Annotated in this window: 22 protein-coding genes; 9 read left to right on the top strand and 13 right to left on the bottom strand. The window is 65.5% G+C overall.

Annotation, left to right across the window (positions count from 1 at the left end; all coding sequences use genetic code 11):
• Nucleotides 1-113: 113 nt before the first annotated feature.
• The 3 genes from BBTA_RS35625 to BBTA_RS35615 all read left to right on the top strand — a co-directional run bounded on the left by BBTA_RS35625 (nucleotide 114) and on the right by BBTA_RS35615 (nucleotide 4,086).
• Complete coding sequence (locus BBTA_RS35625) at nucleotides 114-839, top strand: beta-ketoacyl-ACP reductase (RefSeq protein ID WP_012047350.1); 726 nt, start codon at nucleotides 114-116, stop codon at nucleotides 837-839.
• A 148-nt stretch (nucleotides 840-987) separates the two neighbouring features.
• Nucleotides 988-1,860, top strand: a complete 873-nt coding sequence (locus BBTA_RS35620; RefSeq protein WP_012047349.1) for a DMT family transporter — start codon at nucleotides 988-990, stop codon at nucleotides 1,858-1,860.
• A gap of 210 nt (nucleotides 1,861-2,070) precedes the next feature.
• Nucleotides 2,071-4,086 carry a bifunctional diguanylate cyclase/phosphodiesterase gene (locus BBTA_RS35615; RefSeq protein WP_012047348.1) on the top strand — a complete coding sequence of 672 codons (2,016 nt, stop codon included), beginning with the start codon at nucleotides 2,071-2,073 and terminating at the stop codon, nucleotides 4,084-4,086.
• Between the two features lie 61 nt (nucleotides 4,087-4,147).
• Here BBTA_RS35615 and BBTA_RS35610 read toward each other — a convergent pair whose 3' ends face one another.
• On the bottom strand, nucleotides 4,148-4,582 hold the full coding sequence (locus BBTA_RS35610; protein ID WP_041751118.1) for a cupin domain-containing protein: 435 nt from the start codon (nucleotides 4,580-4,582) through the stop codon (nucleotides 4,148-4,150).
• Nucleotides 4,583-4,597: 15 nt separating this feature from the next.
• Nucleotides 4,598-5,365 (bottom strand): hydroxyacylglutathione hydrolase, encoded by a 768-nt coding sequence (gene gloB / locus BBTA_RS35605; RefSeq protein ID WP_012047346.1) that lies wholly within the window; start codon nucleotides 5,363-5,365, stop codon nucleotides 4,598-4,600.
• A gap of 189 nt (nucleotides 5,366-5,554) precedes the next feature.
• Between gloB and BBTA_RS35600 the strand changes: the two genes are divergently transcribed.
• The gene (locus BBTA_RS35600) at nucleotides 5,555-6,322 is read left to right on the top strand and encodes a class I SAM-dependent methyltransferase (RefSeq protein WP_012047345.1); all 768 of its coding nucleotides are present in this window, start codon (nucleotides 5,555-5,557) and stop codon (nucleotides 6,320-6,322) included.
• A 76-nt stretch (nucleotides 6,323-6,398) separates the two neighbouring features.
• Here the strand turns inward: BBTA_RS35600 and BBTA_RS35595 are convergent, their stop codons facing one another.
• From BBTA_RS35595 to BBTA_RS35575, 5 genes are all read right to left on the bottom strand, one after another.
• Nucleotides 6,399-7,253: a DUF4167 domain-containing protein gene (locus tag BBTA_RS35595; RefSeq protein ID WP_012047344.1), complete on the bottom strand. Its 855-nt coding sequence runs from the start codon at nucleotides 7,251-7,253 to the stop codon at nucleotides 6,399-6,401.
• Between the two features lie 521 nt (nucleotides 7,254-7,774).
• Nucleotides 7,775-8,662, bottom strand: a complete 888-nt coding sequence (prmC, locus tag BBTA_RS35590) for a peptide chain release factor N(5)-glutamine methyltransferase (protein WP_012047343.1) — start codon at nucleotides 8,660-8,662, stop codon at nucleotides 7,775-7,777.
• A gap of 79 nt (nucleotides 8,663-8,741) precedes the next feature.
• Nucleotides 8,742-9,827 (bottom strand): peptide chain release factor 1, encoded by a 1,086-nt coding sequence (gene prfA / locus BBTA_RS35585; protein WP_012047342.1) that lies wholly within the window; start codon nucleotides 9,825-9,827, stop codon nucleotides 8,742-8,744.
• A 65-nt stretch (nucleotides 9,828-9,892) separates the two neighbouring features.
• The gene (ptsP, locus tag BBTA_RS35580; RefSeq protein WP_012047341.1) at nucleotides 9,893-12,160 is read right to left on the bottom strand and encodes a phosphoenolpyruvate--protein phosphotransferase; all 2,268 of its coding nucleotides are present in this window, start codon (nucleotides 12,158-12,160) and stop codon (nucleotides 9,893-9,895) included.
• Nucleotides 12,161-12,462: 302 nt separating this feature from the next.
• The gene (locus tag BBTA_RS35575) at nucleotides 12,463-13,719 is read right to left on the bottom strand and encodes an aspartate kinase (protein WP_012047340.1); all 1,257 of its coding nucleotides are present in this window, start codon (nucleotides 13,717-13,719) and stop codon (nucleotides 12,463-12,465) included.
• A 146-nt stretch (nucleotides 13,720-13,865) separates the two neighbouring features.
• Between BBTA_RS35575 and BBTA_RS35570 the strand changes: the two genes are divergently transcribed.
• The 3 genes from BBTA_RS35570 to BBTA_RS35560 all read left to right on the top strand — a co-directional run bounded on the left by BBTA_RS35570 (nucleotide 13,866) and on the right by BBTA_RS35560 (nucleotide 16,333).
• Entirely contained in the window at nucleotides 13,866-14,333 is a 468-nt protein-coding gene (locus tag BBTA_RS35570) for a PH domain-containing protein (RefSeq protein WP_012047339.1), read from the top strand.
• Between the two features lie 47 nt (nucleotides 14,334-14,380).
• A complete protein-coding gene (gene ubiG / locus BBTA_RS35565; protein ID WP_012047338.1) occupies nucleotides 14,381-15,145 on the top strand; it encodes a bifunctional 2-polyprenyl-6-hydroxyphenol methylase/3-demethylubiquinol 3-O-methyltransferase UbiG in 765 nt (254 codons plus the stop codon).
• Between the two features lie 288 nt (nucleotides 15,146-15,433).
• On the top strand, nucleotides 15,434-16,333 hold the full coding sequence (locus tag BBTA_RS35560; RefSeq protein ID WP_012047337.1) for an EamA family transporter: 900 nt from the start codon (nucleotides 15,434-15,436) through the stop codon (nucleotides 16,331-16,333).
• A 7-nt stretch (nucleotides 16,334-16,340) separates the two neighbouring features.
• On the opposite strand, the gene BBTA_RS35555 is transcribed toward BBTA_RS35560, so the two are convergent.
• From BBTA_RS35555 to BBTA_RS35535, 5 genes are all read right to left on the bottom strand, one after another.
• A complete protein-coding gene (locus BBTA_RS35555) occupies nucleotides 16,341-16,778 on the bottom strand; it encodes an EamA family transporter (RefSeq protein ID WP_012047336.1) in 438 nt (145 codons plus the stop codon).
• Between the two features lie 182 nt (nucleotides 16,779-16,960).
• Complete coding sequence (locus BBTA_RS35550) at nucleotides 16,961-17,443, bottom strand: DUF1178 family protein (protein WP_012047335.1); 483 nt, start codon at nucleotides 17,441-17,443, stop codon at nucleotides 16,961-16,963.
• Nucleotides 17,440-18,318, bottom strand: a complete 879-nt coding sequence (locus BBTA_RS35545) for a carbon-nitrogen hydrolase family protein (protein ID WP_012047334.1) — start codon at nucleotides 18,316-18,318, stop codon at nucleotides 17,440-17,442. The genes BBTA_RS35550 and BBTA_RS35545 overlap by 4 nt, the downstream gene beginning before the upstream one ends.
• On the bottom strand, nucleotides 18,315-18,587 hold the full coding sequence (gene grxC, locus BBTA_RS35540) for a glutaredoxin 3 (RefSeq protein WP_012047333.1): 273 nt from the start codon (nucleotides 18,585-18,587) through the stop codon (nucleotides 18,315-18,317). Before grxC ends, BBTA_RS35545 begins: the two co-directional genes overlap by 4 nt.
• A 29-nt stretch (nucleotides 18,588-18,616) precedes the next feature.
• On the bottom strand, nucleotides 18,617-19,420 hold the full coding sequence (locus BBTA_RS35535) for a ComF family protein (RefSeq protein ID WP_012047332.1): 804 nt from the start codon (nucleotides 19,418-19,420) through the stop codon (nucleotides 18,617-18,619).
• Between the two features lie 77 nt (nucleotides 19,421-19,497).
• Here BBTA_RS35535 and BBTA_RS35530 point away from each other — a divergent pair, with 77 nt between their 5' ends.
• Complete coding sequence (locus tag BBTA_RS35530) at nucleotides 19,498-20,343, top strand: methyltransferase domain-containing protein (RefSeq protein WP_012047331.1); 846 nt, start codon at nucleotides 19,498-19,500, stop codon at nucleotides 20,341-20,343.
• 151 nt (nucleotides 20,344-20,494) lie between these two features.
• On the opposite strand, the gene BBTA_RS35525 is transcribed toward BBTA_RS35530, so the two are convergent.
• Complete coding sequence (locus BBTA_RS35525) at nucleotides 20,495-20,905, bottom strand: (deoxy)nucleoside triphosphate pyrophosphohydrolase (protein ID WP_012047330.1); 411 nt, start codon at nucleotides 20,903-20,905, stop codon at nucleotides 20,495-20,497.
• 189 nt (nucleotides 20,906-21,094) lie between these two features.
• Between BBTA_RS35525 and BBTA_RS35520 the strand changes: the two genes are divergently transcribed.
• Nucleotides 21,095-22,444, top strand: coding sequence for a TadE/TadG family type IV pilus assembly protein (locus BBTA_RS35520; protein WP_012047329.1), 1,350 nt, complete (start codon nucleotides 21,095-21,097; stop codon nucleotides 22,442-22,444).
• Nucleotides 22,445-22,458 lie beyond the last annotated feature (14 nt).

The following is a 22,458-nucleotide window of genomic DNA, read 5'->3' as shown; positions in this document are numbered from 1 at the left end:
TATCTCAGCGACAAGTTGATGTCGCGCAGCGGTCCATGGTCCAATAACAACGGAATGCGCGGCAGCATCCACAGGTTGTCGTGCTGGAGCAGTCATCGAGGGAAGGATTCGACATGGCACGTGTGGCGTTGGTGACGGGGGGAACGCGCGGTATTGGCGCAGCAATCAGCAAGGCACTGAAGGCTGCGGGACATAAGGTCGCAGCGAACTATGGCGGCAACGATGCCGCTGCGGAGAAGTTCAAGAGCGAGACCGAGATCCCCGTCTACAAATGGGACGTCAGCTCATTCGACGCCTGCGCCGAGGGGATCAAGAAGGTCGAGGCCGAGCTCGGTCCTGTCGACATTCTCGTCAACAATGCCGGCATCACCCGGGACACGGCCTTTCACAAAATGACGCTCGAGCAATGGAGCGCGGTGATCAACACCAATCTCGGCTCGCTGTTCAACATGACCCGTCCGGTGATCGAGGGCATGCGCGCGCGCAAGTTCGGCCGCATCATCAACATCTCCTCGATCAACGGCCAGAAAGGTCAGTTCGGCCAGGTGAACTACTCCGCCGCGAAGGCGGGCGACATCGGCTTCACCAAGGCGCTGGCGCTGGAGACCGCCAAGGCCGGCATCACCGTCAACGTGATCTGCCCCGGCTACATCAACACCGAGATGGTGCAGGCGGTGCCGAAGGACGTGCTCGAGAAGGCCATCCTGCCGCTGATTCCGGTGGGCCGGCTCGGCGAGCCGGAAGAGATCGCGCGCGCCGTGGTGTTCCTCGCGGCCGACGAGGCCGGTGCGATCACCGGGTCGACCTTGTCGATCAATGGCGGCCAGTACATGGCCTGACACGCGCAGCGGCGTTGCGCCGGGATTAAATCTACGGCATGGACAAGGAATGCCCGCGCTCGCCGCGGGCATTCACGTCTCTGCGATTGCTCGATGCGGGCATCGGCGTGAATGGCCGGCCTGAGCCGGCCGCGACGGAGCCGGCCGGATGTCTCAACGCACAGCCACCCTCATTGGTCTGGCGGCGATCCTGATGTGGTCGCTGCTCGCCGTCATGACCGTTGCAACGGGTACCATCCCGGCTTTCCAGCTTGCCGCGATGACCTTCGCGATCGGCGGCGCCGTGGGCCTGCTGACATTGTTGCGCAAGCCCCAGGCGCTGCAATTGCTGCGGCAGCCGGCAGCCGCATGGGCCGTCGGCGTCGGCGGCCTGTTCGGCTATCACGCGCTGTACTTCCTGGCGCTGCGCTTCGCGCCACCGGCCGAGGCCGGCCTGTTGAACTATCTCTGGCCGCTGCTCATCGTGCTGTTCTCGGCCTTTCTGCCCGGCGAGCGGCTGGCGATCCATCATGTCATCGGCGCCGCCCTGGGCCTGGTCGGAACTGTGCTGCTGTTCGTCGGCAATGGCGCGAGCTTTGCGGCGAGCCAGCTGCCGGGGCTGGCGGCGGCTTTCGTCGCTGCGTTCGTCTGGGCGATCTATTCAGTGCTGTCGCGGCGGCTGAAGGCGGTGCCGACGGAGGCCGTGGCCGGCTTCTGCCTTGCGACGTCGCTGCTCGCGGCAATTGTTCACGCTGCGATCGAGCGCACGGTGTGGCCCGGCACTCCAGCGCAATGGCTTGCGGTGATCGGCCTCGGAATAGGCCCGGTGGGCGCGGCGTTCTACGCCTGGGACATCGGCATGAAGCGCGGCGACATTCGCGTGCTCGGCGCCGCCTCCTATGCGACGCCGCTGCTGTCGACGGCTTTCCTGATTCTCGGCGGCTACGCCCGGCCGAGTGCCGCGATCGCGGTTGCGGCCTTGCTGATCGCCGGTGGAGGTTTGGTCGCAGCCAAGGACATGTTCCGTCTGCGTGGCCGATAGCGCAACGCTTTGCTCGGCTCGGCTCAAGGCCGCCGTCGCGTTCGCGAATCCGGTGCCATCCTTGATGCAAGCTTAACGGTGGGGCGGCACGAGCCGGTGTGGCGGTAGTTCGCAACCGTCCGTCGATGCGGCCAGTGCTGGCACCTAACGCGCCCTTTACCCGTCACGGGCAAAACTCCGCAAGCAATAGTGCTGATGACGGGGCAGCGGATGCCGGATGTGAGGGGCTATTTCGCTCGCGCTGCGGACTTGTTTCGCGTGCCTCCAGACCAGCCCGAGCTGACGCGGGCGCAGTTCCAGGCGTTCTCCAAACAGGTGCCGCTGCTCTATTTCATTCTGATCACCAACAGTCTCGCCCTCGCTTATACGTTCCTGCCGCTGGCGCCGATATGGCTGACGATGGCGGTCCCGGCGCTGCTGTCGGCGCTGACCGGCTTTCGCATGCTGTGGTGGTTGCGCCAGCGCGATGTCGGAGCCAGCAGCGATCAGATTCTGCACAAGCTGCGCGTCACCAATCGAATCGCCGGGCCGATCGGAGCGTTGTTCGTCGCCTGGTCGTTCGCGCTGTTTCCCTATGGCGATCCGTTCGCGAAGGGGCAGGTCGCTTTCTACATGGCCGTCACGGTCATCGGCATCATCTTCTGCCTGATGCATCTGCGATCGGCCGCGCTGATCGTCACGCTCGTGGTGATCGTGCCCTATGTGATCTTCTTCATGTCCACCGGCGTCCACGCGTTGCGTGCAATTGCAGTCAATCAGCTGCTCGTCTCGTGCGCGATGGTGATCGTGCTCTTTATCTACTACCGGGATTTCGCCGCGCTGGTCGCCAGTCGCAAGTCTCTGCTGGCCGAGCAGGCCGCGACCCAGGCGCTGTCGGACGAGAACTTCCGTCTCGCCAATCTCGATTCGTTGACGGATCTTCCCAATCGCCGTCGCTTCTTCTCGGAGCTTGCGCAAGCCTTCGAGGACGCCGAGCGGGACGGCACGCGGCTCGCGGTCGGCATCATCGATCTCGATGGCTTCAAGCCCGTCAACGACACCTACGGCCATAGCGTCGGCGATCGCGTCCTGATCGAGGCTGCGCGCCGGATCAGCGACGTGTGCGACAGCGTGGGCGACAACGTGCATCTCGCGCGGCTCGGTGGCGATGAATTCGGACTGATCGTCGCGGGCGATCCGGAGGATGACGAGCTTCTCGCGCTTGGACGACAAATCACCGAGCGGATCCAGCTGCCCTACGAGCTCGATACGGCGCATACGGGAGTGTCGTGCTCGACAGGTTTCGCGCTGTATCCTCGCTCCGCGACCGCCGCCGATGCGTTGTACGAATGCGCCGACTATGCGCTGTATCATGCCAAGCGCCATGCGCGCGGCCAGACGGTGATCTTCTCGAGCGAGCTGGAGGCGGAGATCCGCAGCCGCAACGTGATCGAGCATCTGCTGCTTGCCGCCGATTTCGAGCGCGAAATGGAGCTGGCGTTCCAGCCCATCGTCGACGCCGCGAGCGCGCGCACGACGGGCTTCGAGGTGCTCGCACGCTGGCGCAGTCCCAAGCTGGGCCTGGTCTCGCCGTCGGCTTTCATTCCGGCTGCCGAGCGCATCGGAGTCATCCGCACGCTGACGCGCGTCCTGCTGGTGAAGGCGCTGGCTGCGGCGCGGACCTGGCCGGAGGACATCCGGATGTCCTTCAATCTGTCGGCGCATGACATCTGCTCGCCTGACGGCATTCTGCCGCTGATCTCCGTCATTCACGCCAGCGGTGTGCCGCCACGGCGCATCGAGTTCGAGATCACCGAGACCGCGGTGACCTTCGATTTCGTTCATGCCGAGCAGTCGATCTCAGCGCTCAAAGCCATCGGTTGCGGGATCTCCCTGGATGATTTTGGCACCGGCTATTCCTCGCTCAGCCACGTTCACCGGTTGCCGCTCGACAAGCTCAAGGTCGATCGCAGCTTTGTCCATGACGTGAACGCCAACCCGATCAGCCACAAGATCATCAAGTCGCTGACCGGCCTCTGCGCCGACATGGAGATTTCGTGCGTCGTCGAGGGCGTCGAGACCAAGGAGCAGCTCGACAGCCTGCGCCGGCTCGGGGCCGACTACATTCAGGGTTATTATTTCGCTGAGCCGATGCCGGCAGACGCCGTGCTCGGCTTCCTGACCAGGGAGCGCCAACGTCTGGCCGAGCCGTCCGAAGGCAAGCTCGCCGGCGCCGGCGCTGCGTAGTCCGGAGCATGATCCGGTCGGCGAACGCACGTTGCGAACGGATCGTCCGCAAACAGCGGATCTACATCGACGGCTCCCAGCCCTGCGGCGCGAGCTCGAATCCGGCAAATTCGAATCCCGGTGCCACCGTGCAGCCGACCAGGGTCCAGTCGCCGGTGCTCTCGGCGGCTTGCCAGGCATGAGCCGGGACCACCGCCTGCGGCTCCTGGCCGCCAGCGAGGTCAATGCCGAGCGTCGTCGTGCGCGGTGGCTGTCCGGCGGCAGCGATCCGCAAAGTGAGCGGCGCGCCGGCATAGAAGTGCCAGGTCTCGACCGCATCGACCCTGTGCCAATGTGAGCGCTCGCCGCGGGCGAGCAGGAAGTAGATGAGGGTCGACGCGGCGCGCCCGGCGGCATTCAAAGCCGGATCACGGAAGGTCTCACGAAAATGCCCGCCTTCAGGATGCGGCTGCAGACCAAGGCGTGCGATGATGTCGGCGGCCGACAAGGCGGTCATCGGGGACGTTCCGGCTCAGGACTTGTTTTTGCGCTCGCGCAATTCACCGAACACCTGCTCGGCCGTCGCGCCCTTCATCCGCAGCTTGATGGCGACGGCCGGGTCGTCGGCGCGCAGGAACACGTTGGTCTGCTTCTCGTCCCCGAGCAGAGACGGAATTGTCGACTCGTTCGCGGCGCGCAAACGCGTCACCTCGGCGGCGCGGGCCTTGAGGGCCTCGTTGTCGCCGTCGACGGTCAACGCGAACTTCACATTCGAGGCGGTGTATTCGTGGCCGCAATACAGCCTGAAATCGTCCGGCAGCGCCCGCAGTTTCAAGAGCGAGTCCCACATCATCGGATAGGTGCCCTCGAACACCCGGCCACATCCGACTGAGAACAGCGTGTCGGCCGCGAACACCGCCTTGTCGGCATCGAACACGTAGGAGACGTGATCAAGCGTATGGCCGGGCGTCTCCAGCACGCGGGCAAGCAACTCGCCGACCTTGATGACGTCGCCATGGCCGACGCGCAGATCGACATCGGCAATCGCGGTCGTCTTGTCATGCGGCGCGACCACCCGGCAGCCATACTTCTGTTTGAGTTCGGCGACCGCGCCGACATGGTCGTGGTGATGATGGGTGATCAGAATGTCGGTCAGGGTCCAGCCGGCAGCCTCGAGCTGGCGGATGATCGGACCAGCTTCGGGCGCGTCGACCGACGCGGTGGCGCCGGTGGCCGGGTCATGGATCAGATAGCCGAAATTGTCGGACAGGCAGGTGAAGACGCGGATGTCGGCGGCCATGATGTCTCCGTCGGCGGTACCTGGGCGGGAGCGCGGGGGTGGCGCTTGCTGTCAGAGGTCGGGGGAGGCCGGGCACGACGTTGCGGGCGGTCTCCGGGTCTCCAGTCGGCAGAGATATGGCGTTAACGTTGCAGGCGCAACGCAATATTGGGCGGGCGGCAACGTCCTCGAGCATGGTACATTGACGCGATGGACGTGATCGATCTGCGGAATTTCTATTCGGGTCGCCTTGGCATCGTCGCGCGGCTGTTGATCAACCGCGGCATCCGCGCGCGCTGGCCGAGCGCGGCGGGACAGCGCGTGCTCGGCATCGGCTATCCCACGCCCTATCTCGGACTGTTTCGGGAAGATTCCGAGCGCTGCATCGCCTTCATGCCGGCGGCGCAGGGCGTGTTGAAATGGCCGACGGCGCGCCCGACGCTTGCGTCTTTGGTGGACGAGTTCTCGCTGCCGCTGCCGGATTCCGCTGTCGACCGCATTCTCATCGTGCATGCCCTCGAAATGTCGGACGATCCGGCCGGCTTGCTGCGCGAAGTCTGGCGCGTGCTGGCGCCCTCCGGACGATTGATCATCGTCATCCCGAACCGGCGCGGCGTTTGGACGCGGACCGACAACACGCCGTTCGGTCATGGCCGCCCCTATTCGCGCTCCCAGATCACGCAATTGCTGCGGCAGACCTGGTTCACGCCCAGCGCCTGGGGGGAAGCGCTGTTCATGCCGCCGATCGGCGGCTGGTTCCTGAAATCGGCAATGGCCTGGGAGCGGGTCGGCGCCGCGTTGTCGCTGCCGTTTGCCGGGGTCCATATCGTCGAGGCGACCAAGCAGGTCTATCGGGTGATCCCCGCCCGGCGCGAGCGCATCAGGCTGATCCCGCGGCTCGAGCCGGTGCTGGCGCCGTCGCCGTCAACCCAAGGGTCGAGCCGGGAAGGAACTGCTCCGTCCCCGCGCGACCGGTAGAAGCTGTTTGTTGCCGCCGCAAAAAAAGCGGGCGGGCTCGTCGCCCACCCGCTTCTTCAACAGTGGTCCTGATCGATTACTCGCCCGGATTGAGGTCTTCGCTCGGGGCCGGCGCGGCAGCGGCTGCTTCCGGACGCGGACCATGCGGGCGGCGGCGCCGACGCGGATAGCGCTCAGCGGCACCTTCGAACGCCGCCGGCGCATTGGCGATCTGCGGCTGCGGGCCGGTGATGAAGGACGGCAGGCGGTCGACCCCGCTATCGGCGATCACCGGCTGCGGCTGCGGTTGCGGCTGATACTGGGCTGGCTGCGGACGCTCGCGGTGCTCGCGCGGCTCCCGTTCGCGATGCTCGCGCGGCTCGCGATGCTCCCGAGGCTCGCGATGCTCCCGGGGCTCGCGATGCTCACGGGGTTCGCGGTGCTCACGAGGTTCGCGCGGCTCACGCGCTTCCCTGTGCTCGCGCGGCTGCTGATCGCGCTGATAGGGAGGCTGGTTGTCGCCGCGCTCGCGCTGGCCGCCCTCGCGCATGAACGGTTGAGGCTGCGGCTGCGCGGGAACGAAACCGGGCTCCTGGCCGAAATGCGAGAAGCTCTCGCCCTCGTCATCGAGATCGTCAACGGTCAGGTCATCGGTATTGCGCGGCTGCTGCGGCTGGTTCTGGCGGAACTGCTCCTGGGCGGCGGCAATCAGGCGGAAATAGTGCTCGGCATGCTGGTAGTAGTTCTCGGCAGCCACCGGGTCGCCCGAGGAGCGGGCGTCGCGGGCGAGTTGGACATATTTCTCGGCCACATGGGAGGCGGTGCCGCGGATCTTGATGTCCGGCCCGTTGGATTCGAACACGCGGGTCAGCGGGTTCTGGCCGCGCCGGTTATTATTATTGTTACCGCTATTCCGGTTGCGCATCCGCTTGTTGTTCTGACCGTTTCTCATGTCCTGCCTTTATTCCAACCCTGCGTTAGGACCACTGATTGTCATCGGAATACCGATACCGTATTGAAATACCGCAGCGGATTTGGCCGCATCTTGCGCGGTCCAAAGGGGCTGGCCCGGCTCATGCCGGTTCCGACCCGTGCCGATCTGATCGACAGCCGATTCTCTCGACAAAAGCGCGTTCAAAACGCGTTCCCCACCCACCAGCCCGTTCGGCCGGCGAACCACGTCATTCAGCCCGCGTGCGCGACATGCGCCACGACAGACCCAGTTTGCTTAGCGTAAGACGTCAAGTGCAAAGTCAGGCTTTCGTTCGCTTTGCAGTCGCGGGCTGCGCAGCCATCCGGCTCTCGCGCTCAACAGATCTGCGTTCTGGAACCAATCGCCCGGCGCGGCTCTCTGGTATCTCTCCGCAGCGGTGTTCCGTGAATACCGCTCAGCGGGGCCTGCGCCGATGCTATGAGCGGAACGTAGTCGCTCCCGGGGGATATTCCAAGAGCTTTTTCTGCAATTACGGGCCTTCAGCGGACCTTTTTTAGACCCCTGACGGCGCGTGGAATACCGGCAAGATCGGCCTTGATGGCCGACGAGTCGATCGCCAGCCGGGCCGCCCTCATCAGCTCTGCGACGTCCTCGCTCTGGCCCTGACCGACCTCCACCACGAGCGTGCCGCCCGGCTGCAGCAGCTGCGCAGCCTGCGGGATCAGCGCCCGATAGGCGTCGAGCCCGTCCGCGCCGCCATCGAGCGCGCGCAGCGGGTCGTAAGCGCGGACGTCGATGGCGAGATCATCGATCTCTCGCGATGGAATGTAGGGCGGGTTCGATACGATCAGGTCAAAGGGCGGCGACAGCGCCGAGGCATAGGAGCCGGCGATGAAGCCGGCGCGATCGCCGAGCCCGAGGATCCGCGCATTGTCCCGTGCGGTCTGAAGCGCCGCGTGGCTGATATCGGTGCCGACGCCATAAGCCGCCGGCAGCTCGGACAACAGCGCCAGCAGGATGGCGCCGGAGCCGGTGCCGAGATCGGCGATGCGCAGCGGCCGCTTCAGGTCGCCGCCGGCGGCGAGATGCTCCAGCGCCAGTTCGACCACGGTCTCGGTGTCCGGCCGCGGCACCAGCGTATCGGCCGACAAATGCAGCTCCAGGCCCCAGAACTCCTTGGTGCCAAGGATGCGCGCCACTGGCTCGCCGGCAAGCCGGCGCTGCATCAGCGCCTCAAGCCATGTAATGTCGGCGGCAGAGAGCGCGCGTTGGCCATGCATGACGAGGCCGGTGAGGTCGAGCTGGAGCGCATGGCCCACCAGCAGCCGCGCATCGAGCTCCGGCGACTCGAGACCCGCAGCAGACAAGCGCGACGCCAGCATACGCCGGGCCGAGTCGATGGTCGCGCCGGCGACGATCTCGGTCATCGCCAAGGTTCCCTCGCCGGGACGACACCGTGGTTGTCGCGACAATGCCGCGAGACGAACAACAGCGTTCGGACGCTCGTCACGCCGCGGCGCCTTGCGCCGCGAGCTGCGCCGCCTGGTGCTCGGTGGTGAGCGCGTCGATCAGTTCGCCCAGCGCTTCGCCGGCGATCACCTGCGGCAGCTTGTAGAGCGTCAGATTGATGCGGTGGTCGGTGACGCGTCCTTGCGGAAAATTATAGGTGCGGATGCGCTCCGAGCGGTCGCCCGATCCGACCTTCTCCTTGCGCTCGGCAGAGCGCGCCGCGTCGACCTTCTGGCGCTCGGCATCGTAGATCCGCGAGCGCAGGATGTTCATCGCCGAGGCCCGGTTCTTATGCTGCGAGCGGCTGTCCTGCATCATCACGACGATCCCGGTCGGGATGTGGGTGATGCGGATCGCCGATTCCGTCTTGTTGACGTGCTGGCCGCCGGCGCCTTGCGCGCGCATGGTCTCGATGCGCAAATCGTCCTGCTTGATGTCGACGTCGACCTCCTCGACCTCGGGCAGCACGGCAACCGTCGCGGCCGAGGTATGGATGCGTCCCTGGGTCTCGGTGTCAGGCACGCGCTGCACACGGTGCACGCCGGATTCGAATTTCAGCTTGGCGAAGGCGCCGCGGCCCTGCACCTCGGCGATGATTTCCTTGTAGCCGCCGACCGTGCCCTCGGACGCCGAGATCACCTCGACCTTCCAGCCCTGCAGGGAGGCGAACCGCTCATACATGCGGAACAGGTCGCCGGCGAACAACGAGGCCTCGTCGCCGCCGGTGCCGGCGCGGATTTCGAGCACGACGTTGCGGTCGTCCATCGCGTCCTTCGGCAGCAGTGCGACGCGGATCTTCTGCTCCAGCTCGCCGCGGCGCGCGATCAGCTCGTCGCGCTCGGCCTCGGCCATCGCGCGCATCTCGGCATCGGTGGCCGGGTCCGCGATCAGCGCCTCGGTGTCGGCGAGCTCCTTCACGCCGGCGCGATAGGCCTTCACGGCCTCGATCAGCGGATTGAGCTCGGCGAGCTCGCGGGTGATCTGCACGTAACGGTCGGAATTGACCTGGCCGAGCAGCTCCGCCTCCAGCGAGGCGTGGTGTGCGAGCAGGACATCCAGTTTGGCTTCGGGGAGCGACGACATCGTGCGATCTCAGGACGGCAATAGGGAATATGGGGCTCAGGCGGAGCGGACGCGAGGCAAGCCCGCTACAACGCCAGGCCTTCGCTCTCGGCGAACTCGGTCAGCTTCTGCCGCATCGATAGGCTGCCCGCCGGCGCGGCCAGCCATTCCGCCATCTTCGCCTCCGCCTTGGCGGCGTCGAGCTCGAGGATCATCGCCTTGACGGGCCCATGCGCGGTGGCCGACAGCGACAGCGAGCGGTAGCCGAGCGCGATCAGCGCCAGCGCGCCGATCGGCTTGGAGGCCATCTCGCCGCACAGCGACACCGACCGCTTGGCGGCCTTGGCCTTGCGCACGATCTGCTGCAAGGCCCGCAGGATCGGCGTCGACAGCGTGTCGAAACGCTCGGACACTTTGGCATTGCCGCGGTCGACCGCGAACAGGAACTGAAACAGGTCGTTCGAACCCACCGAGATGAAGTCGACCCTCGAGAGCAGCTCGTCGAGCTGATAAAGCAGGGCCGGCACTTCAAGCATGGTGCCGATGTCGACGCGCTCCGGCAGCGTATGGCCATGCTGGCGCAGATAGGTCAGCTCGCGTTCGACGATCGCCTTGGCGGTGTCGAACTCGGCGACCTCCGAGATCATCGGGAACATGATGCGCAGCGAGCGGCCGCCGCCAGCGCGCAGCAGCGCCCGGATCTGACCACGCAGCAGGCCCGGACGATCGAGCCCGAGTCGGATCGCGCGCCAGCCGAGCGCCGGGTTCTCCTCGATCACGGTCTCCATGTAAGGCAGCGCCTTGTCGCCGCCGATGTCGAGCGTCCTGAACGTGACCGGCTTGGTGCCGGCGGCGTCCAGCACACTGCGATACAGCGCAAGCTGGTCGCTCGAGCGCGGCAGGCTGGCTGAGACCATGAACTGCAGCTCGGTGCGGAACAGGCCGATACCGGCGCTGCCGGTGTCCTCGATATGCGGCAGGTCGATGACAAGGCCGGCATTGATCATCAGCTCGACCGGCTGACCGTCCTTGGTGACGCAGGGCTTGTTGCGCAGCTCGCTATATTGCGCCTGGCGGCGGGCGCGGAAACGCACCCGCTCGGCATAGGCCGATTCGATCTCGGCCGAGGGCCGCACATAGATCGAGCCGGAGGTGCCGTCGACGATGATGGCGTCGCCGGGATCGGCGATGCCCGGCGCATTCGGCACCTCGCCCACGGCGGGAATGCCGAGCGCGCGGGCGACGATGGCGACATGCGAGTTGGCGGTGCCTTCCTCCAGCACCAGGCCACGCAGCCGCTTGCGGTCGTAGTCGAGCAGCGCCGCGGGGCCCATCGCGCGCGCGATCAGGATCGCATTGTCCGGCAGGTGCTCACGGCTCGGTGCGTGGTCCTGGCCGACCAGCTGGCGCAGCAGCCGATAGCCGAGATCTTCCAGATCGTGCAGGCGCTCGCGCAAATAAGGGTCGGTGGAACGCAGCATGCGGGCGCGGGTGTCGGACTGCACGCGCTCGACGGCGGCTTCGGCGGTGAGGCCGGTCGCGACCGCTTCATGCAGCTTGTGCGACCAGCCCTGGTCGTTGGCGAACATGCGATAGGCTTCGAGCACCTCGCGATGCTCGCCGCCATCGGCGACGTCGCCGCGTTCCAGCATGCGATCGAGATCGGCGCGCAGCTTGACCAGCGCGGCATCGAGCCGCTTGATCTCCTTCGGCAGGTCCTCCGCGATGTAATTGTTGACGACGACGCGCGGCTCGTGGAGCACGACATGGCCGAGCGCGATGCCGTCGGACAGCACGGCGCCGGTCTTGTGGACCGAATGCCGGACCGCCGGCTCGGCACCGGGCTGCGCCAGCGCCGCGAGCTCGCCGGAGGCGATCATCTCGGCGAGCACCATCGCGGTGGTCTGCAGCGCCTCGACCTCTTCCTCGACATAAGTGCGCTTGGCGCGGTTCTGCACCACCAGCACGCCGAGCGTATTGCCGGCGCGCAGGATCGGCACGCCGAGGAAGGAGTGGTAGATCTCTTCGCCGGTCTCCGGGCGATAGGAGAAGGCCGGGTGATTCTGTGCGTCGCTCAGATTGAGCGGGGTCGCCTCGCTGGCGACGAGGCCGACCAGGCCTTCATGCGCACTCAGAACCGTCATGTGGACGGCGTCGCGGTTCAGACCCTCGGTGGCATAAAGTTCGAGCGTATTGTCGACGCGCAGCACATAGACCGAGCAGACCTCCGCGACCATGTTGGCCGCGATCAGCACCACGATCTTGTCGAGCCGCTCCTGTGCCGAGACCTGCTCCGCCATGGTCTCGCGAAGCCGTCTGAGCAGGACGCGGGGGCCTCCCGACGTGCTTCGCATGTGGCACAATCCCCCTTCCTGGGGCCAGCCCGGCGCGGAGCCGGGATCTGGCGCTAAACTCGCGAAATCGAACAGCTTTCTTGATTCGCAGCTGTAGCACGCCAAGAGTGCCGGTTCGAATCAGGACAACCATCACTGAGCACACTTCGCGGCAGCCATCCTGCGAGGCGTATAGCGAATTAGGGCTTGTTTTGCCAAGCAAAACGCCTGCCAAGGAGGGCGGCGTCAACCGCTTTCGCGCACGTCTGCGCGATGTCCCGCTGTTGCGAAACGGGACATCGGGCGCGACGGGGGAGATTATTCTAGGCTTGGTCCAATCCGTAGAGCGTATGCAGCGTGCGGACGGCCAGCTCGGTATAGACGGCGTCGATCAGCACCGAGAACTTGATCTCGGAGGTCGTGATCGCGCGAATATTGATGTTGCGGGCGGCCAGGGCCGCAAAGCCCTTGGCGGCGACGCCGGCATGGCTGCGCATGCCCGAGCCGATCACCGAGACCTTGGCGACGTCGGTCGCGGTATCGAGGCGCTGGTAGCCGATCTTGTCCTTGGCCGCCGCGATCGTCTCGCGGGCCCGGTTATAATCGGTGGCCGGCACCGTGAAGGTCAGATCGGTGGTCTTGCCGTCTTCCGACACGTTCTGCACGATCATGTCGACATTGATGTTGGCATCGGCCAGCGGCCCGAAGATCGAGGCGGCGATCCCGGGCTTGTCCTCGATCTGGCGCACCGAGATCTGGGCCTCGTCCTTGGAGAAGGCGATGCCGGTCACGACGTGATTTTCCATGATTTGTTCCTCGCTGCAGATCAGCGTCCCCGGCGGCTGCTTGGCGTGCGGGTCGATATCCTCGGGCTTGTCGAATGAGGAGCGGACGAAGATCGGCATGTTGTGGACCATGCCCAGTTCCACCGAACGGACCTGCAGGACCTTGGCGCCCTGGGAGGCCAGTTCCAGCATGTCCTCGAAGGCGATCTTGTCGAGCCGCTTGGCCTTCGGCACGACCCTGGGATCGGTGGTGTAGACGCCGTCGACGTCGGTATAGATGTCGCAGCGGTCGGCCTTGATGGCGGCGGCGATCGCGACCGCCGAGGTGTCGGAGCCGCCGCGGCCCAGCGTGGTGATTCGATTGGTGGCGGGATTGATGCCCTGGAAGCCGGCGATGACCGCGACCTCCTTGCGCTCCTGGAAGCGCTGAATCAGCTCGGAGCCGTCGATGTCGACGATGCGCGCCGAAGCATGCGCGTCGCTGGTCTTGATCGGGATCTGCCAGCCCTGCCAAGAGCGGGCCTGGATGCCCATGCTCTGCAGCACGATGGCCAGCAGGCCGGACGTGACCTGCTCGCCCGAGGCCACCACGGCGTCATATTCCCGCGCATCGTGCATCGGCGACGCCTCGGTGCACCAGGCGACCAGTTCGTTGGTCTTGCCGGACATCGCCGAGACCACGACGGCGACCTCGTGGCCGGCGTCGACCTCGCGCTTCACGTGGCGGGCGACATTGCGGATGCGGTCGATGTTGGCGACGGAGGTGCCGCCGAATTTCAGCACGAGGCGACCCATGACGACGCGCCCATTCCCATCAGGAGGATAAGTTGACCGGCCCTGCGCGAAACCGGAGGCGCGCCAGCCGAAACGCGCGTATACATAGCGGCGCGGCCCGGGGCAAGACGGTTCCTGGTGGTGTTGGAGTGGGCTAGAGGCGGAGTATGGCGCGTTACATCGACGAAATCCTGCAACCCGGCGAGAAGGTGCTGTATTCCACCAATGCACACTGGATGTTCTACCTGCCCGCCATCGGCGCCTGGATCGTGGCCTTCGCGCTGGTCATCCTGTCCCGCACGACCGTCAACGATAATCTGACGATGCTCTGCCTGGCTTCGGCCGCCGTCATCGCCGTGGTCGCGCTGTATTGGACGGTCCGCGCCTGGTTCCACCGGCTGACCACCGAGACCGACGTCACCAACCGCCGGGTCGTCCACAAAACCGGCTTCATCCGCCGCCGGACCTTCGAAATGGCCCTCGACAAGGTCGAGAGCGTCGACGTCAACCAGACCATCATGGGCCGGCTTCTCAATTACGGCGACGTCACCATCTTGGGTGTCGGTGAGGGCAGGGAGACCATCTCGACCATTGCCGAGCCGCTGGCGTTCCGCAACGCCATCACCGCGCGTTAGGCCGATACGACGCGTCAGGTCAGATCATTGAGTATTCAGCGATGACAATGCCTCAGGATTCCCACAGCACCTCCGTTCCTCCGGGCTCGACCGTCGATCCGGCCGAGATCGCGAAGTTCTCGAAACTGTCTGAGACCTGGTGGGACCCCAAGGGCAAGATGGCGCCCCTGCACAAGATCAATCCGTTGCGCCTGACCTATATTCGCGATGCCGCCTGCCGGAAATTCGAGCGCAATGCCAAGAGCCTGAACTGCCTGTCGGGCTTGCGCATGCTCGACATCGGCTGCGGCGCGGGCCTGTTGTGCGAGCCATTCACGCGGCTGGGCGCCCAGGTCGTCGGCGTCGATCCGTCGCCCAGCAACATTGTCGCCGCCAGGCTGCACGCGGAAAAGGGCCATCTGTCGATCGACTATCGCTGCACCACGATCGAGGACATGGATCCGCGCGAGCGCTTCGACATCGTGCTGGCGATGGAGGTGGTCGAGCACGTCACCGACGTCGGCGCCTTCCTCAGCCGCTGTGCCGCGGTGCTGAAGCCGGGCGGCATGATGGTGGTCTCGACCCTGAACCGCAACTGGAAGAGTTTTGCCCTCGCCATCGTCGGCGCCGAATATGTGCTGCGCTGGCTGCCGCGCGGAACGCATGAATGGAGCAAATTCGTCACCCCGGATGAGCTGACGAAATACCTGCTCGACAATCGCCTCGTCATCACCGAGCAGAGCGGCGTCGTCTACAGCCCGTTCGCCGACCGCTGGAGCCTGTCGACCGACATGGACGTGAACTACATGGTCGTCGCCGAGCAGATGGTGTAGCCCGGCCGTTCGCTTCGGCCGCTGGCGAGAATATAGACGTAGTACATGGCCACACCATCGCGTGGAGGGACCGCCCAAGAACAACGGGAGCCGGTGGTTATGGGTCCCTGCGTTCGCAGGGACGACACCGTCATTGTAGCGCGATTGTACCATAGCGACCCGAGTTTGGCCGGCCATCCCGCCGCGATCTGCAATCCTGACATGCGGCTGAATTTCCGCCTGCACGGTTGACCCGGCGCGCCCCGCTGGTCACGGTGGCCGTCCCTCACCGCCGCGCAGTCGCCCCGAATGTTGTCCGTCGCCTCGCTCTGGATTCCCTTCACGCTGGTCGCTGCCGCCGGTCAGGTCGCGCGCAATGCGATGCAGCGCTCGTTGACGGCCAAGCTCGGCACCTGGGGCGCGACCAATATCCGCTTCCTGTTCGGTTTCCCGTTCTCGCTGGTGTTCCTGGCCGCGGTGCTGCTGGCCACGGGGGACCATCTGCGCTGGCCTCCGGCTCTGTTCTGGCCGTGGCTGCTGCTCGGCGCGCTCAGCCAGATCGTCGGCACCGGACTGATGTTGCTGGCCATGACCGACCGGTCCTTCGTGGTGACCACGGCCTATCTGAAGACGGAGGCGATCCAGACCGCCATCTTTGGCTTTGTCTTTCTCGGCGACCCGCTCTCGCTGCCGAAGGTGATTGCGATCCTGATCGCCACCATCGGCGTCGTGATCACCGCGCTGCGGCCCGGTGGCGACAAGAGCTTTGCGGAGCTGAAGCCGACCGTCACCGGTTTGGTGGCTGCGGCGGCGTTTGCGCTCTCGGCGGTCGGCTTTCGTGGCGCCATCATCAACGTCCAAGGCGTCTCCTTCGTCACCGCGGCGTCGACCACGCTGGTCTGGGGCCTGTTCGCGCAGACGGCGATCCTCACCATCTATCTGCTGGCGCGCGCGCCGGACATCCTGCGCGGCATCCTGTCGCTGTGGCGGCCATCGATGATGGCTGGCTTCATCGGCGCCTTCGCCTCGCAATTCTGGTTCCTGGCCTTTGCGCTGACGGCGGCGGCCAACGTCCGCACCCTGGCGCTGGTCGAGGTGCTGTTCGCACAGGGCGTGTCCTACTACTCGTTCAAGCAGCCAGTGTCGCTGCGCGAGGTCTGCGGCATCGTGCTGATCGTCGGCGGCGTGGCGCTGCTGATCGCGGTGTAGTCAGCCCTCAGCTCTTGATGGCGATCAGCACGGCACCGCAGGCGATCAGCCCGATGCCGATCCAGCCCTGCAGGCTGGGGCGCTCGCCGAGAAAGACGACGCCGAACAGGGCGACCAGCACGACGCTGAGCTTGTCGATCGGTGCCACCAATGTGGCGGGGCCGAGCTTCAGGGCGCGGAAGTAGCACAGCCAGGACGCGCCGGTACCGAGCGCGGACAGGGTCAGGAAGATCCAGCTCTTTGTGGAAATCGGGCCGGGACTCGTGAGCTGGCCGGTCGTGAACAGGATCAGCGCCAACGTCACCAGCACGATCGCGGTGCGGATCAGCGTCGCGAGATCGGAGTTGATGCCCTCCACGCCGACCTTGGCGAAGATTGCGGTGAGCGCGGCGAAGAATGCCGAGAGGAGCGCCCAGAGCTGCCAGGAGGAGGAGAGAGGAGACATCGTCATCTCGCGGAAAACGGTCGTCGTTCAAGCCGAACTGTCTCGACCGTCATTGCGAGCGCAGCGAAGCAATCCAGGGCTGCGGGCGGGACTCTGGATTGCTTCGCTGCGCTCGCAATGACGAAGTGCGAATTGACGGAACGCAAAACTGAATGCGCCGCTGATGATCGACGCGCCTCGCCTCAGTTCCGATCATCCGGCAGCACCGGGATCGGTGCGACTTCGATGCCTTCCTCGATCAGTTCGCGCGCTTCCTCGATGGACGCCTCGCCATAGATCGGCCGGTGCTCGGTCTCGCCGTAATGCATCTTGCGCGCCTCGGTCGGGAAGCGCTCGCCGACATCGTCGGCATTCTTGACGATATGGTCGCGCAGCTCCTTGAGCTTGGCGCGCAGCTCGCGCTCCTGCGCCATCAACAGCGAGGTCGGTCCGGGCGGGATCACCTCCGGGGCCGGCGCGGGCACCGGGGCGGCCGGCACCGGCGCAGCGTCGCGGCCCTTCTTGCTGACGATGCGCGGCGCCATGATCGCCTTCTCGACCTTGGTCGAGCCGCAGGTCGGGCATTCCACCAGCTTGCGCTTCACCTGGGACTCGTAAGCCGAGGAGCTCTGAAACCAGCTTTCGAACGTATGATCACGCTCGCAGCGCAAGGCGTAGCGGATCATGCCGAGCCCCGCACCAGGTGCAGATAATCCGGCCCCGCTTTGGGATCGGCGATGCCGAACCGGCGGCCATGCTGCAGCGAAGGGATGGTCTGGCGGACGGTCTCGACGCGCGCCGGGTCGATCCGCGCCACGATGACGCCGGGTTCGACGCCGCCCTCGGCGAGGATCTCGCCCCAGGGATCGATGATCAGCGAGTGTCCGAAGGTCTCGCGCTTGTTCTCGTGCAGGCCGCATTGCGCGGCGGCGAACACGAAGCAGCCGGTCTCGATCGCGCGCGCGCGCAACAGCGTGTGCCAATGCGCCTCGCCGGTTTTGCGGGTGAAGGCCGAGGGCACGCTGATGAAGGAGGCGCCGCTCTCGGCCAGCGCGCGATACAGCGCCGGGAAGCGGACATCGTAGCAGATCGTCAGTCCCAGCCGGCCCCACGGCAGATCCGAGATCACGGCGGTCTCGCCGGGCTGGTAATTGGCGGATTCGCGATAGCTCTCGCCGCCGGGCAGGTCGATGTCGAACATGTGGATCTTGTCGTAGCTCGCCAGCACAGTGCCGTCGGGCCCGATCAGGAACGAGCGGTTCACCGCCTTCTCATCCGAGAAGCGCAGCGCCAGCGATCCGATATGCAGATGGATACCCAGCTCCTTGGCCAGCGCGCGATAGGCCTTCAGCGAGGGATCGTCCTCCTCGCTCTTGAGCTGCGCGAACAATGCCGTCCGGTTGAGCTGCATCATGTTGCTCACTTCGGGCGTCTGAACATATTCGGCGCCCTGCGCGACCGCTTCCCGGATCAGCCTGGTGCCCTGCTCGAGGCTCGGCTCGGGCAGCAGCGCGGTGCGCATCTGCACCATGGCGGCGGTAAAGCTGCGGTCATTGCTCATGATGTCGTCTCTCCGGCCAGCATGGCGTCGAGCTTGCCTTCGCGATCGAGCGCATAGAGATCGTCGCAGCCGCCGACATGGGTCGTCCCGATGAAGATCTGCGGAAAGGTCGAGCCGGGTCCGACCCGATCATACATCTTCTGCCGGATCGTCGGATCCTTGCCCGCGTCGTGCTCGGTGAAAGGGACGTTCTTGCGGGTCAGGAGCGATTTGGCAGCGGTGCAGTAGCCGCACCCCGGACGGGTATAGATTTCAATCGCAGCGGTCATGTCGCGCTCAGCTGTTACGGAACGTTGGATTATATGGGAGCGCGGGGCGCATCGACAACCCGGGCGAAGACCAGCACGCTGACCTCGGCCGCCTTGGCGCGCAGCAGCGCGCGGGCGCAGGCATCGACCGTCGCGCCGGTGGTCAGGACATCGTCGACGATCACGATGCGGCGCCCCTGCACCTCGTGCAGACGGTCTGGGGATACCTGGAATGCACCCTGCACATTGCTGCTGCGCTGGGACCGCGACAACCCGACCTGCTGCGCGGTGGCCCGGACGCGGCGCAGCGCATCGCCCTGGAGTCTGACGCCGCTGCAGCGGGCGATCACCCGCGCCAGCGCGCCGGACTGGTTGTAGCGGCGGCTGAAGCCGCGCTGCCAGTGCAGCGGCACGGGGACCAGGAGATCCGCATCCGCCAGCAGTTCGCGGCCCGCGCGCGCCATCCAGCGCCCCATGATCGGCGCCAGATCGGTACGATCCTGATATTTCAGTTGATGCACCAGGGTGCGCGCGACCTCGTCATAGCGCACGGCGGCGCGCGCCTTGGCATAGGCCGGCGGCGCCGCGATCGCCTCCATCGACAGCAACTCGGGGCCGGGATCGTACACGAAGGGGATGCCGAGCTTCGGGCAGTAGGGCCGCTCGATGAACGACAATTTGCCCCAGCACGCCGCGCAGACGCCTTCGCCATCCACCGGCTCGCGACAGGAGATGCAAAGAGTCGGCAGGGCAATGTCGAGCGCGAGCTTGGCGATGTGGGCGAAGGCGCCCCGCGCCGCATGGGCGGCAGGACCGAGTCGTCTGATGCTGATCGGAGCAAAGTTGAGGCCCATGCATTGAGGCTAGCCGCGCACTTGGTTTGGCTCAAGCGCGCATTGCCCGGTCGGCAGGATCGTCGTAACCAGCCGCCATGACCCAGCCTGCCACCGCTCCCGTTCTGTTCGATCGACGCCTGCTTGCGCTGAGGCAGCGCCGGGCAGCAGGCGCGCCGGAGACGTTCCTGCTGGAGCGCGTCGCCGAGGATCTCGGAGATCGGCTTGCCGCGGTGAACCGGTCCTTTACGGCAGCCGCCGATGTGTGGACGCCCGGCGCCGGCCTCAAGCCGCTTCTGACGGACCCTATGGCGCAGCTGGTGCATCTCGCGGCACCCGAGACGGCCGATGAGACGCTGCCGCTGGCGCCGCATTCGCTCGATCTCGCGCTGTCGGCGCTGGCGTTCCAGTTCGTCAATGATCTCCCCGGCGTGCTCGCGCAGATCCGCCGCGCCTTGCGCCCCGATGGGCTGTTGCTCGCGGCGATGATCGGCGGCGATACGCTGACCGAGCTCAGGCAATCCTTTGCCGCCGCCGAGGCCGAATGCGAGGGCGGCGTCTCGCCGCGCGTCGCGCCGTTCGCCGATCTGCGCGACATTGGCGGCCTGTTGCAGCGCGCCGGCTTTGCGCTGCCGGTCACGGACGTCGATCGTGTCGTCGTCCGCTATGCCAGCGCGTTCGGGCTGATGCATGATCTGCGCCGCATGGGGGCCGCCAACAGCCTGGTCGAGCGCCGCCGCACGCCGCTGCGCCGCGCCACCTTGCTGCGTATGGCCGAGATCTATTCCGAACGCTTCGCCGATGCCGATGGCCGCATCCGCGCCACCTTCGATATCATCTGGATCTCCGGCTGGGCGCCGCATGAAAGCCAGCAGAAGCCGCTGAAGCCGGGCTCGGCGACGGCAAGCCTGGAGGCGGCGGTGAAGCGAACGCCGCGGGAATGATCGCACTGCTCGTCATCGCCGGGCTTGACCCGGCGATCCATCGTCTTCGGAACTGATGGATGCGCGGGCCTTCGCCGCGCCGAAGGGGCTTCGGCCCCGCAGGCGGGTCAAGCCCGCGCATGACGACTGGGGATAGGCAAATCGCCGTGCCTCACAGCAACAGATCAATCAGATGCGGCAGCAGCGGAATGTCCGCCGGTGGCATCGGATAGTCGCGCAGCTTGTTGGGCCGCACCCAGGCCAATTGCTGGCCCTCGCGCGCGGTCACCACGCCTTCCCAGCGCCGGCAGATGTAGAGCGGCATCAGCAGATGGAATGTCTCATAGGCGTGGCTCGCGAAGGTCAGCGGCGCCAGACAGGCTTCGCGCACGGTGATGCCGAGCTCCTCGTCGAGCTCGCGGATCAGGCTGGCCTCCGGCCGTTCGCCGGGCTCGAGCTTGCCGCCGGGAAACTCCCAGAGTCCGGCCAGGGCCTTGCCGGCGGGGCGCTGGGCCAGAAGGACGCGATTGTCGGCATCGACCAGCGCGCAGGCGACCACGAGGGTGAGTTTCAAGTCAGGCATGATCCGGTCGGGCGAGGTGGCAACGCATCACGGCATGATCGCATGCGTGAGCTGCGTCTGTTGAGGGAATCTTAACCTAGGCGGTTTCGTGCCGTGTTTCCACGATTGAGATAAGCCAACCTTAATCGGCCCATGCGTATTTTCACGGGAGAACGCCGTGACCCCATCATGGTTCGTTAGGCATCCTTCATGCGCATGTTATCGAGTCTGCTCGCCCGCTTCCGCAGCGACATCCAGGGCAACGTCGCGGTGACGTTCGCCATCGTCTGCGTGCCGCTGATCACGGCGGTCGGTTGCGGCGTCGATTACAGCCGGGCGAACCAGCTGCGCGCCAAGTTGCAATCAGCGGTGGACGCCGCCTCGGTCGGAGCGGTGTCGCGGACGTCGCCGGCCTTCATCGCCGCTGGCGCGATGACCGCGGACGGCATCATCACTGCCGGCAATGACGATGCCCGCAATATCTTCAACGGCAACATGAACGGCACCACCGGCTACACGCTGAACAGCGTCACGCCTGAGGTGAAGAAGACCGGCTCGGTACTGACCGCAACCGTGTCGTTCTCGGCGAGCGTGCCGATGATGTTCATGAACATCGTCGGGATCAAGACGATGACGTTGCAGGGCATGTCGAAGGCGACCGCCTCGATGCCGAAATATATCGACTTCTATCTGCTGCTCGACAACTCGCCTTCGATGGGCGTGGCGGCGACGCCCGACGACGTCACCAAGATGGTCAACGCGACCTCGGATGCGAAGTATGGCAGCAATCGCTATTGTGCCTTCGCCTGCCACGACTACAACGATTCGAACAACTTCTATAATCTCGCGAAGAGCATCGGCGTCACGACGCGGATCGACGTTCTGCGCAGCGCCACCCAGCAGCTGATGGATACGGCCACGCAGACCCAGACCTATCCCAATCAGTTCCGCATGGCGATCTATGATTTCGGCGCGGCGTCGAAGACGATCGGCCTGCGCGCTCTGTTCGCGCTGTCGGCCAATCTGTCGAGCGCCAAGAGTGCCGCAGGAAATATCGACCTGATGGGCGTCTACGGCAACAACGATGCCTATACCGCCGACAAGGACACGCCGTTCACGGCGGTCTTTCCGGCCGTCAACAATGAGATCTCGACGCCGGGCGATGGCACCACGGGATCACCGCTGAAATATCTGTTCTTCGTGTCCGACGGCGTTGCCGACGAAAGCAATGCGGCGTGCCTGAAGCCCAAGGCAAGCGGCAATCGCTGCCAGTCGCCGATCAACCCGGCGCTCTGCACCACGCTGAAGAACCGCGGCATCAAGATCGCGGTGCTCTATACGACCTATCTGCAGCTGCCGACCAACAGCTGGTACATGAGCTGGATCGATCCCTTCAACAAAGGGCCGTTCGGCCCGTCGCCGAACAGCGAGATCGCGCAGAACATGCAGGCCTGCGCTTCGCCCGGCTTCTATTTCGAGGTGTCGCCGACACAGGGCATCGCCGACGCCATGAATGCGCTGTTCAAGAAGGCGGTGGCGGACGCGCGCATTTCGAGCTGACCCAGCAATCATCC

Source organism: Bradyrhizobium sp. BTAi1, from assembly GCF_000015165.1.
GTDB lineage: Bacteria > Pseudomonadota > Alphaproteobacteria > Rhizobiales > Xanthobacteraceae > Bradyrhizobium > Bradyrhizobium denitrificans.
This window is presented reverse-complemented; position numbering and strand designations above follow the sequence as displayed.

What these genes read in the sequence shown, in the direction of transcription:
- BBTA_RS35595 (WP_012047344.1), bottom strand. Translation starts at nt 7,253, where the DNA reads ATGAGAAACGGTCAGAACAACAAGCGGATGCGCAACCGGAATAGCGGT.
- BBTA_RS35625 (WP_012047350.1), top strand. Translation starts at nt 114, where the DNA reads ATGGCACGTGTGGCGTTGGTGACGGGGGGAACGCGCGGTATTGGCGCA.
- BBTA_RS35615 (WP_012047348.1), top strand. Translation starts at nt 2,071, where the DNA reads ATGCCGGATGTGAGGGGCTATTTCGCTCGCGCTGCGGACTTGTTTCGC.
- BBTA_RS35575 (WP_012047340.1), bottom strand. Translation starts at nt 13,719, where the DNA reads ATGGGTCGCCTCGTGCTGAAATTCGGCGGCACCTCCGTCGCCAACATC.
- ubiG (WP_012047338.1), top strand. Translation starts at nt 14,381, where the DNA reads ATGCCTCAGGATTCCCACAGCACCTCCGTTCCTCCGGGCTCGACCGTC.
- gloB (WP_012047346.1), bottom strand. Translation starts at nt 5,365, where the DNA reads ATGGCCGCCGACATCCGCGTCTTCACCTGCCTGTCCGACAATTTCGGC.
- BBTA_RS35525 (WP_012047330.1), bottom strand. Translation starts at nt 20,905, where the DNA reads ATGCCTGACTTGAAACTCACCCTCGTGGTCGCCTGCGCGCTGGTCGAT.
- BBTA_RS35555 (WP_012047336.1), bottom strand. Translation starts at nt 16,778, where the DNA reads ATGTCTCCTCTCTCCTCCTCCTGGCAGCTCTGGGCGCTCCTCTCGGCA.
- BBTA_RS35600 (WP_012047345.1), top strand. Translation starts at nt 5,555, where the DNA reads ATGGACGTGATCGATCTGCGGAATTTCTATTCGGGTCGCCTTGGCATC.
- BBTA_RS35620 (WP_012047349.1), top strand. Translation starts at nt 988, where the DNA reads ATGTCTCAACGCACAGCCACCCTCATTGGTCTGGCGGCGATCCTGATG.
- BBTA_RS35530 (WP_012047331.1), top strand. Translation starts at nt 19,498, where the DNA reads ATGACCCAGCCTGCCACCGCTCCCGTTCTGTTCGATCGACGCCTGCTT.
- BBTA_RS35520 (WP_012047329.1), top strand. Translation starts at nt 21,095, where the DNA reads ATGCGCATGTTATCGAGTCTGCTCGCCCGCTTCCGCAGCGACATCCAG.
- BBTA_RS35610 (WP_041751118.1), bottom strand. Translation starts at nt 4,582, where the DNA reads ATGACCGCCTTGTCGGCCGCCGACATCATCGCACGCCTTGGTCTGCAG.
- BBTA_RS35550 (WP_012047335.1), bottom strand. Translation starts at nt 17,443, where the DNA reads ATGATCCGCTACGCCTTGCGCTGCGAGCGTGATCATACGTTCGAAAGC.
- BBTA_RS35560 (WP_012047337.1), top strand. Translation starts at nt 15,434, where the DNA reads ATGTTGTCCGTCGCCTCGCTCTGGATTCCCTTCACGCTGGTCGCTGCC.
- BBTA_RS35570 (WP_012047339.1), top strand. Translation starts at nt 13,866, where the DNA reads ATGGCGCGTTACATCGACGAAATCCTGCAACCCGGCGAGAAGGTGCTG.
- BBTA_RS35545 (WP_012047334.1), bottom strand. Translation starts at nt 18,318, where the DNA reads ATGAGCAATGACCGCAGCTTTACCGCCGCCATGGTGCAGATGCGCACC.
- prfA (WP_012047342.1), bottom strand. Translation starts at nt 9,827, where the DNA reads ATGTCGTCGCTCCCCGAAGCCAAACTGGATGTCCTGCTCGCACACCAC.
- BBTA_RS35535 (WP_012047332.1), bottom strand. Translation starts at nt 19,420, where the DNA reads ATGGGCCTCAACTTTGCTCCGATCAGCATCAGACGACTCGGTCCTGCC.
- prmC (WP_012047343.1), bottom strand. Translation starts at nt 8,662, where the DNA reads ATGACCGAGATCGTCGCCGGCGCGACCATCGACTCGGCCCGGCGTATG.
- ptsP (WP_012047341.1), bottom strand. Translation starts at nt 12,160, where the DNA reads ATGCGAAGCACGTCGGGAGGCCCCCGCGTCCTGCTCAGACGGCTTCGC.
- grxC (WP_012047333.1), bottom strand. Translation starts at nt 18,587, where the DNA reads ATGACCGCTGCGATTGAAATCTATACCCGTCCGGGGTGCGGCTACTGC.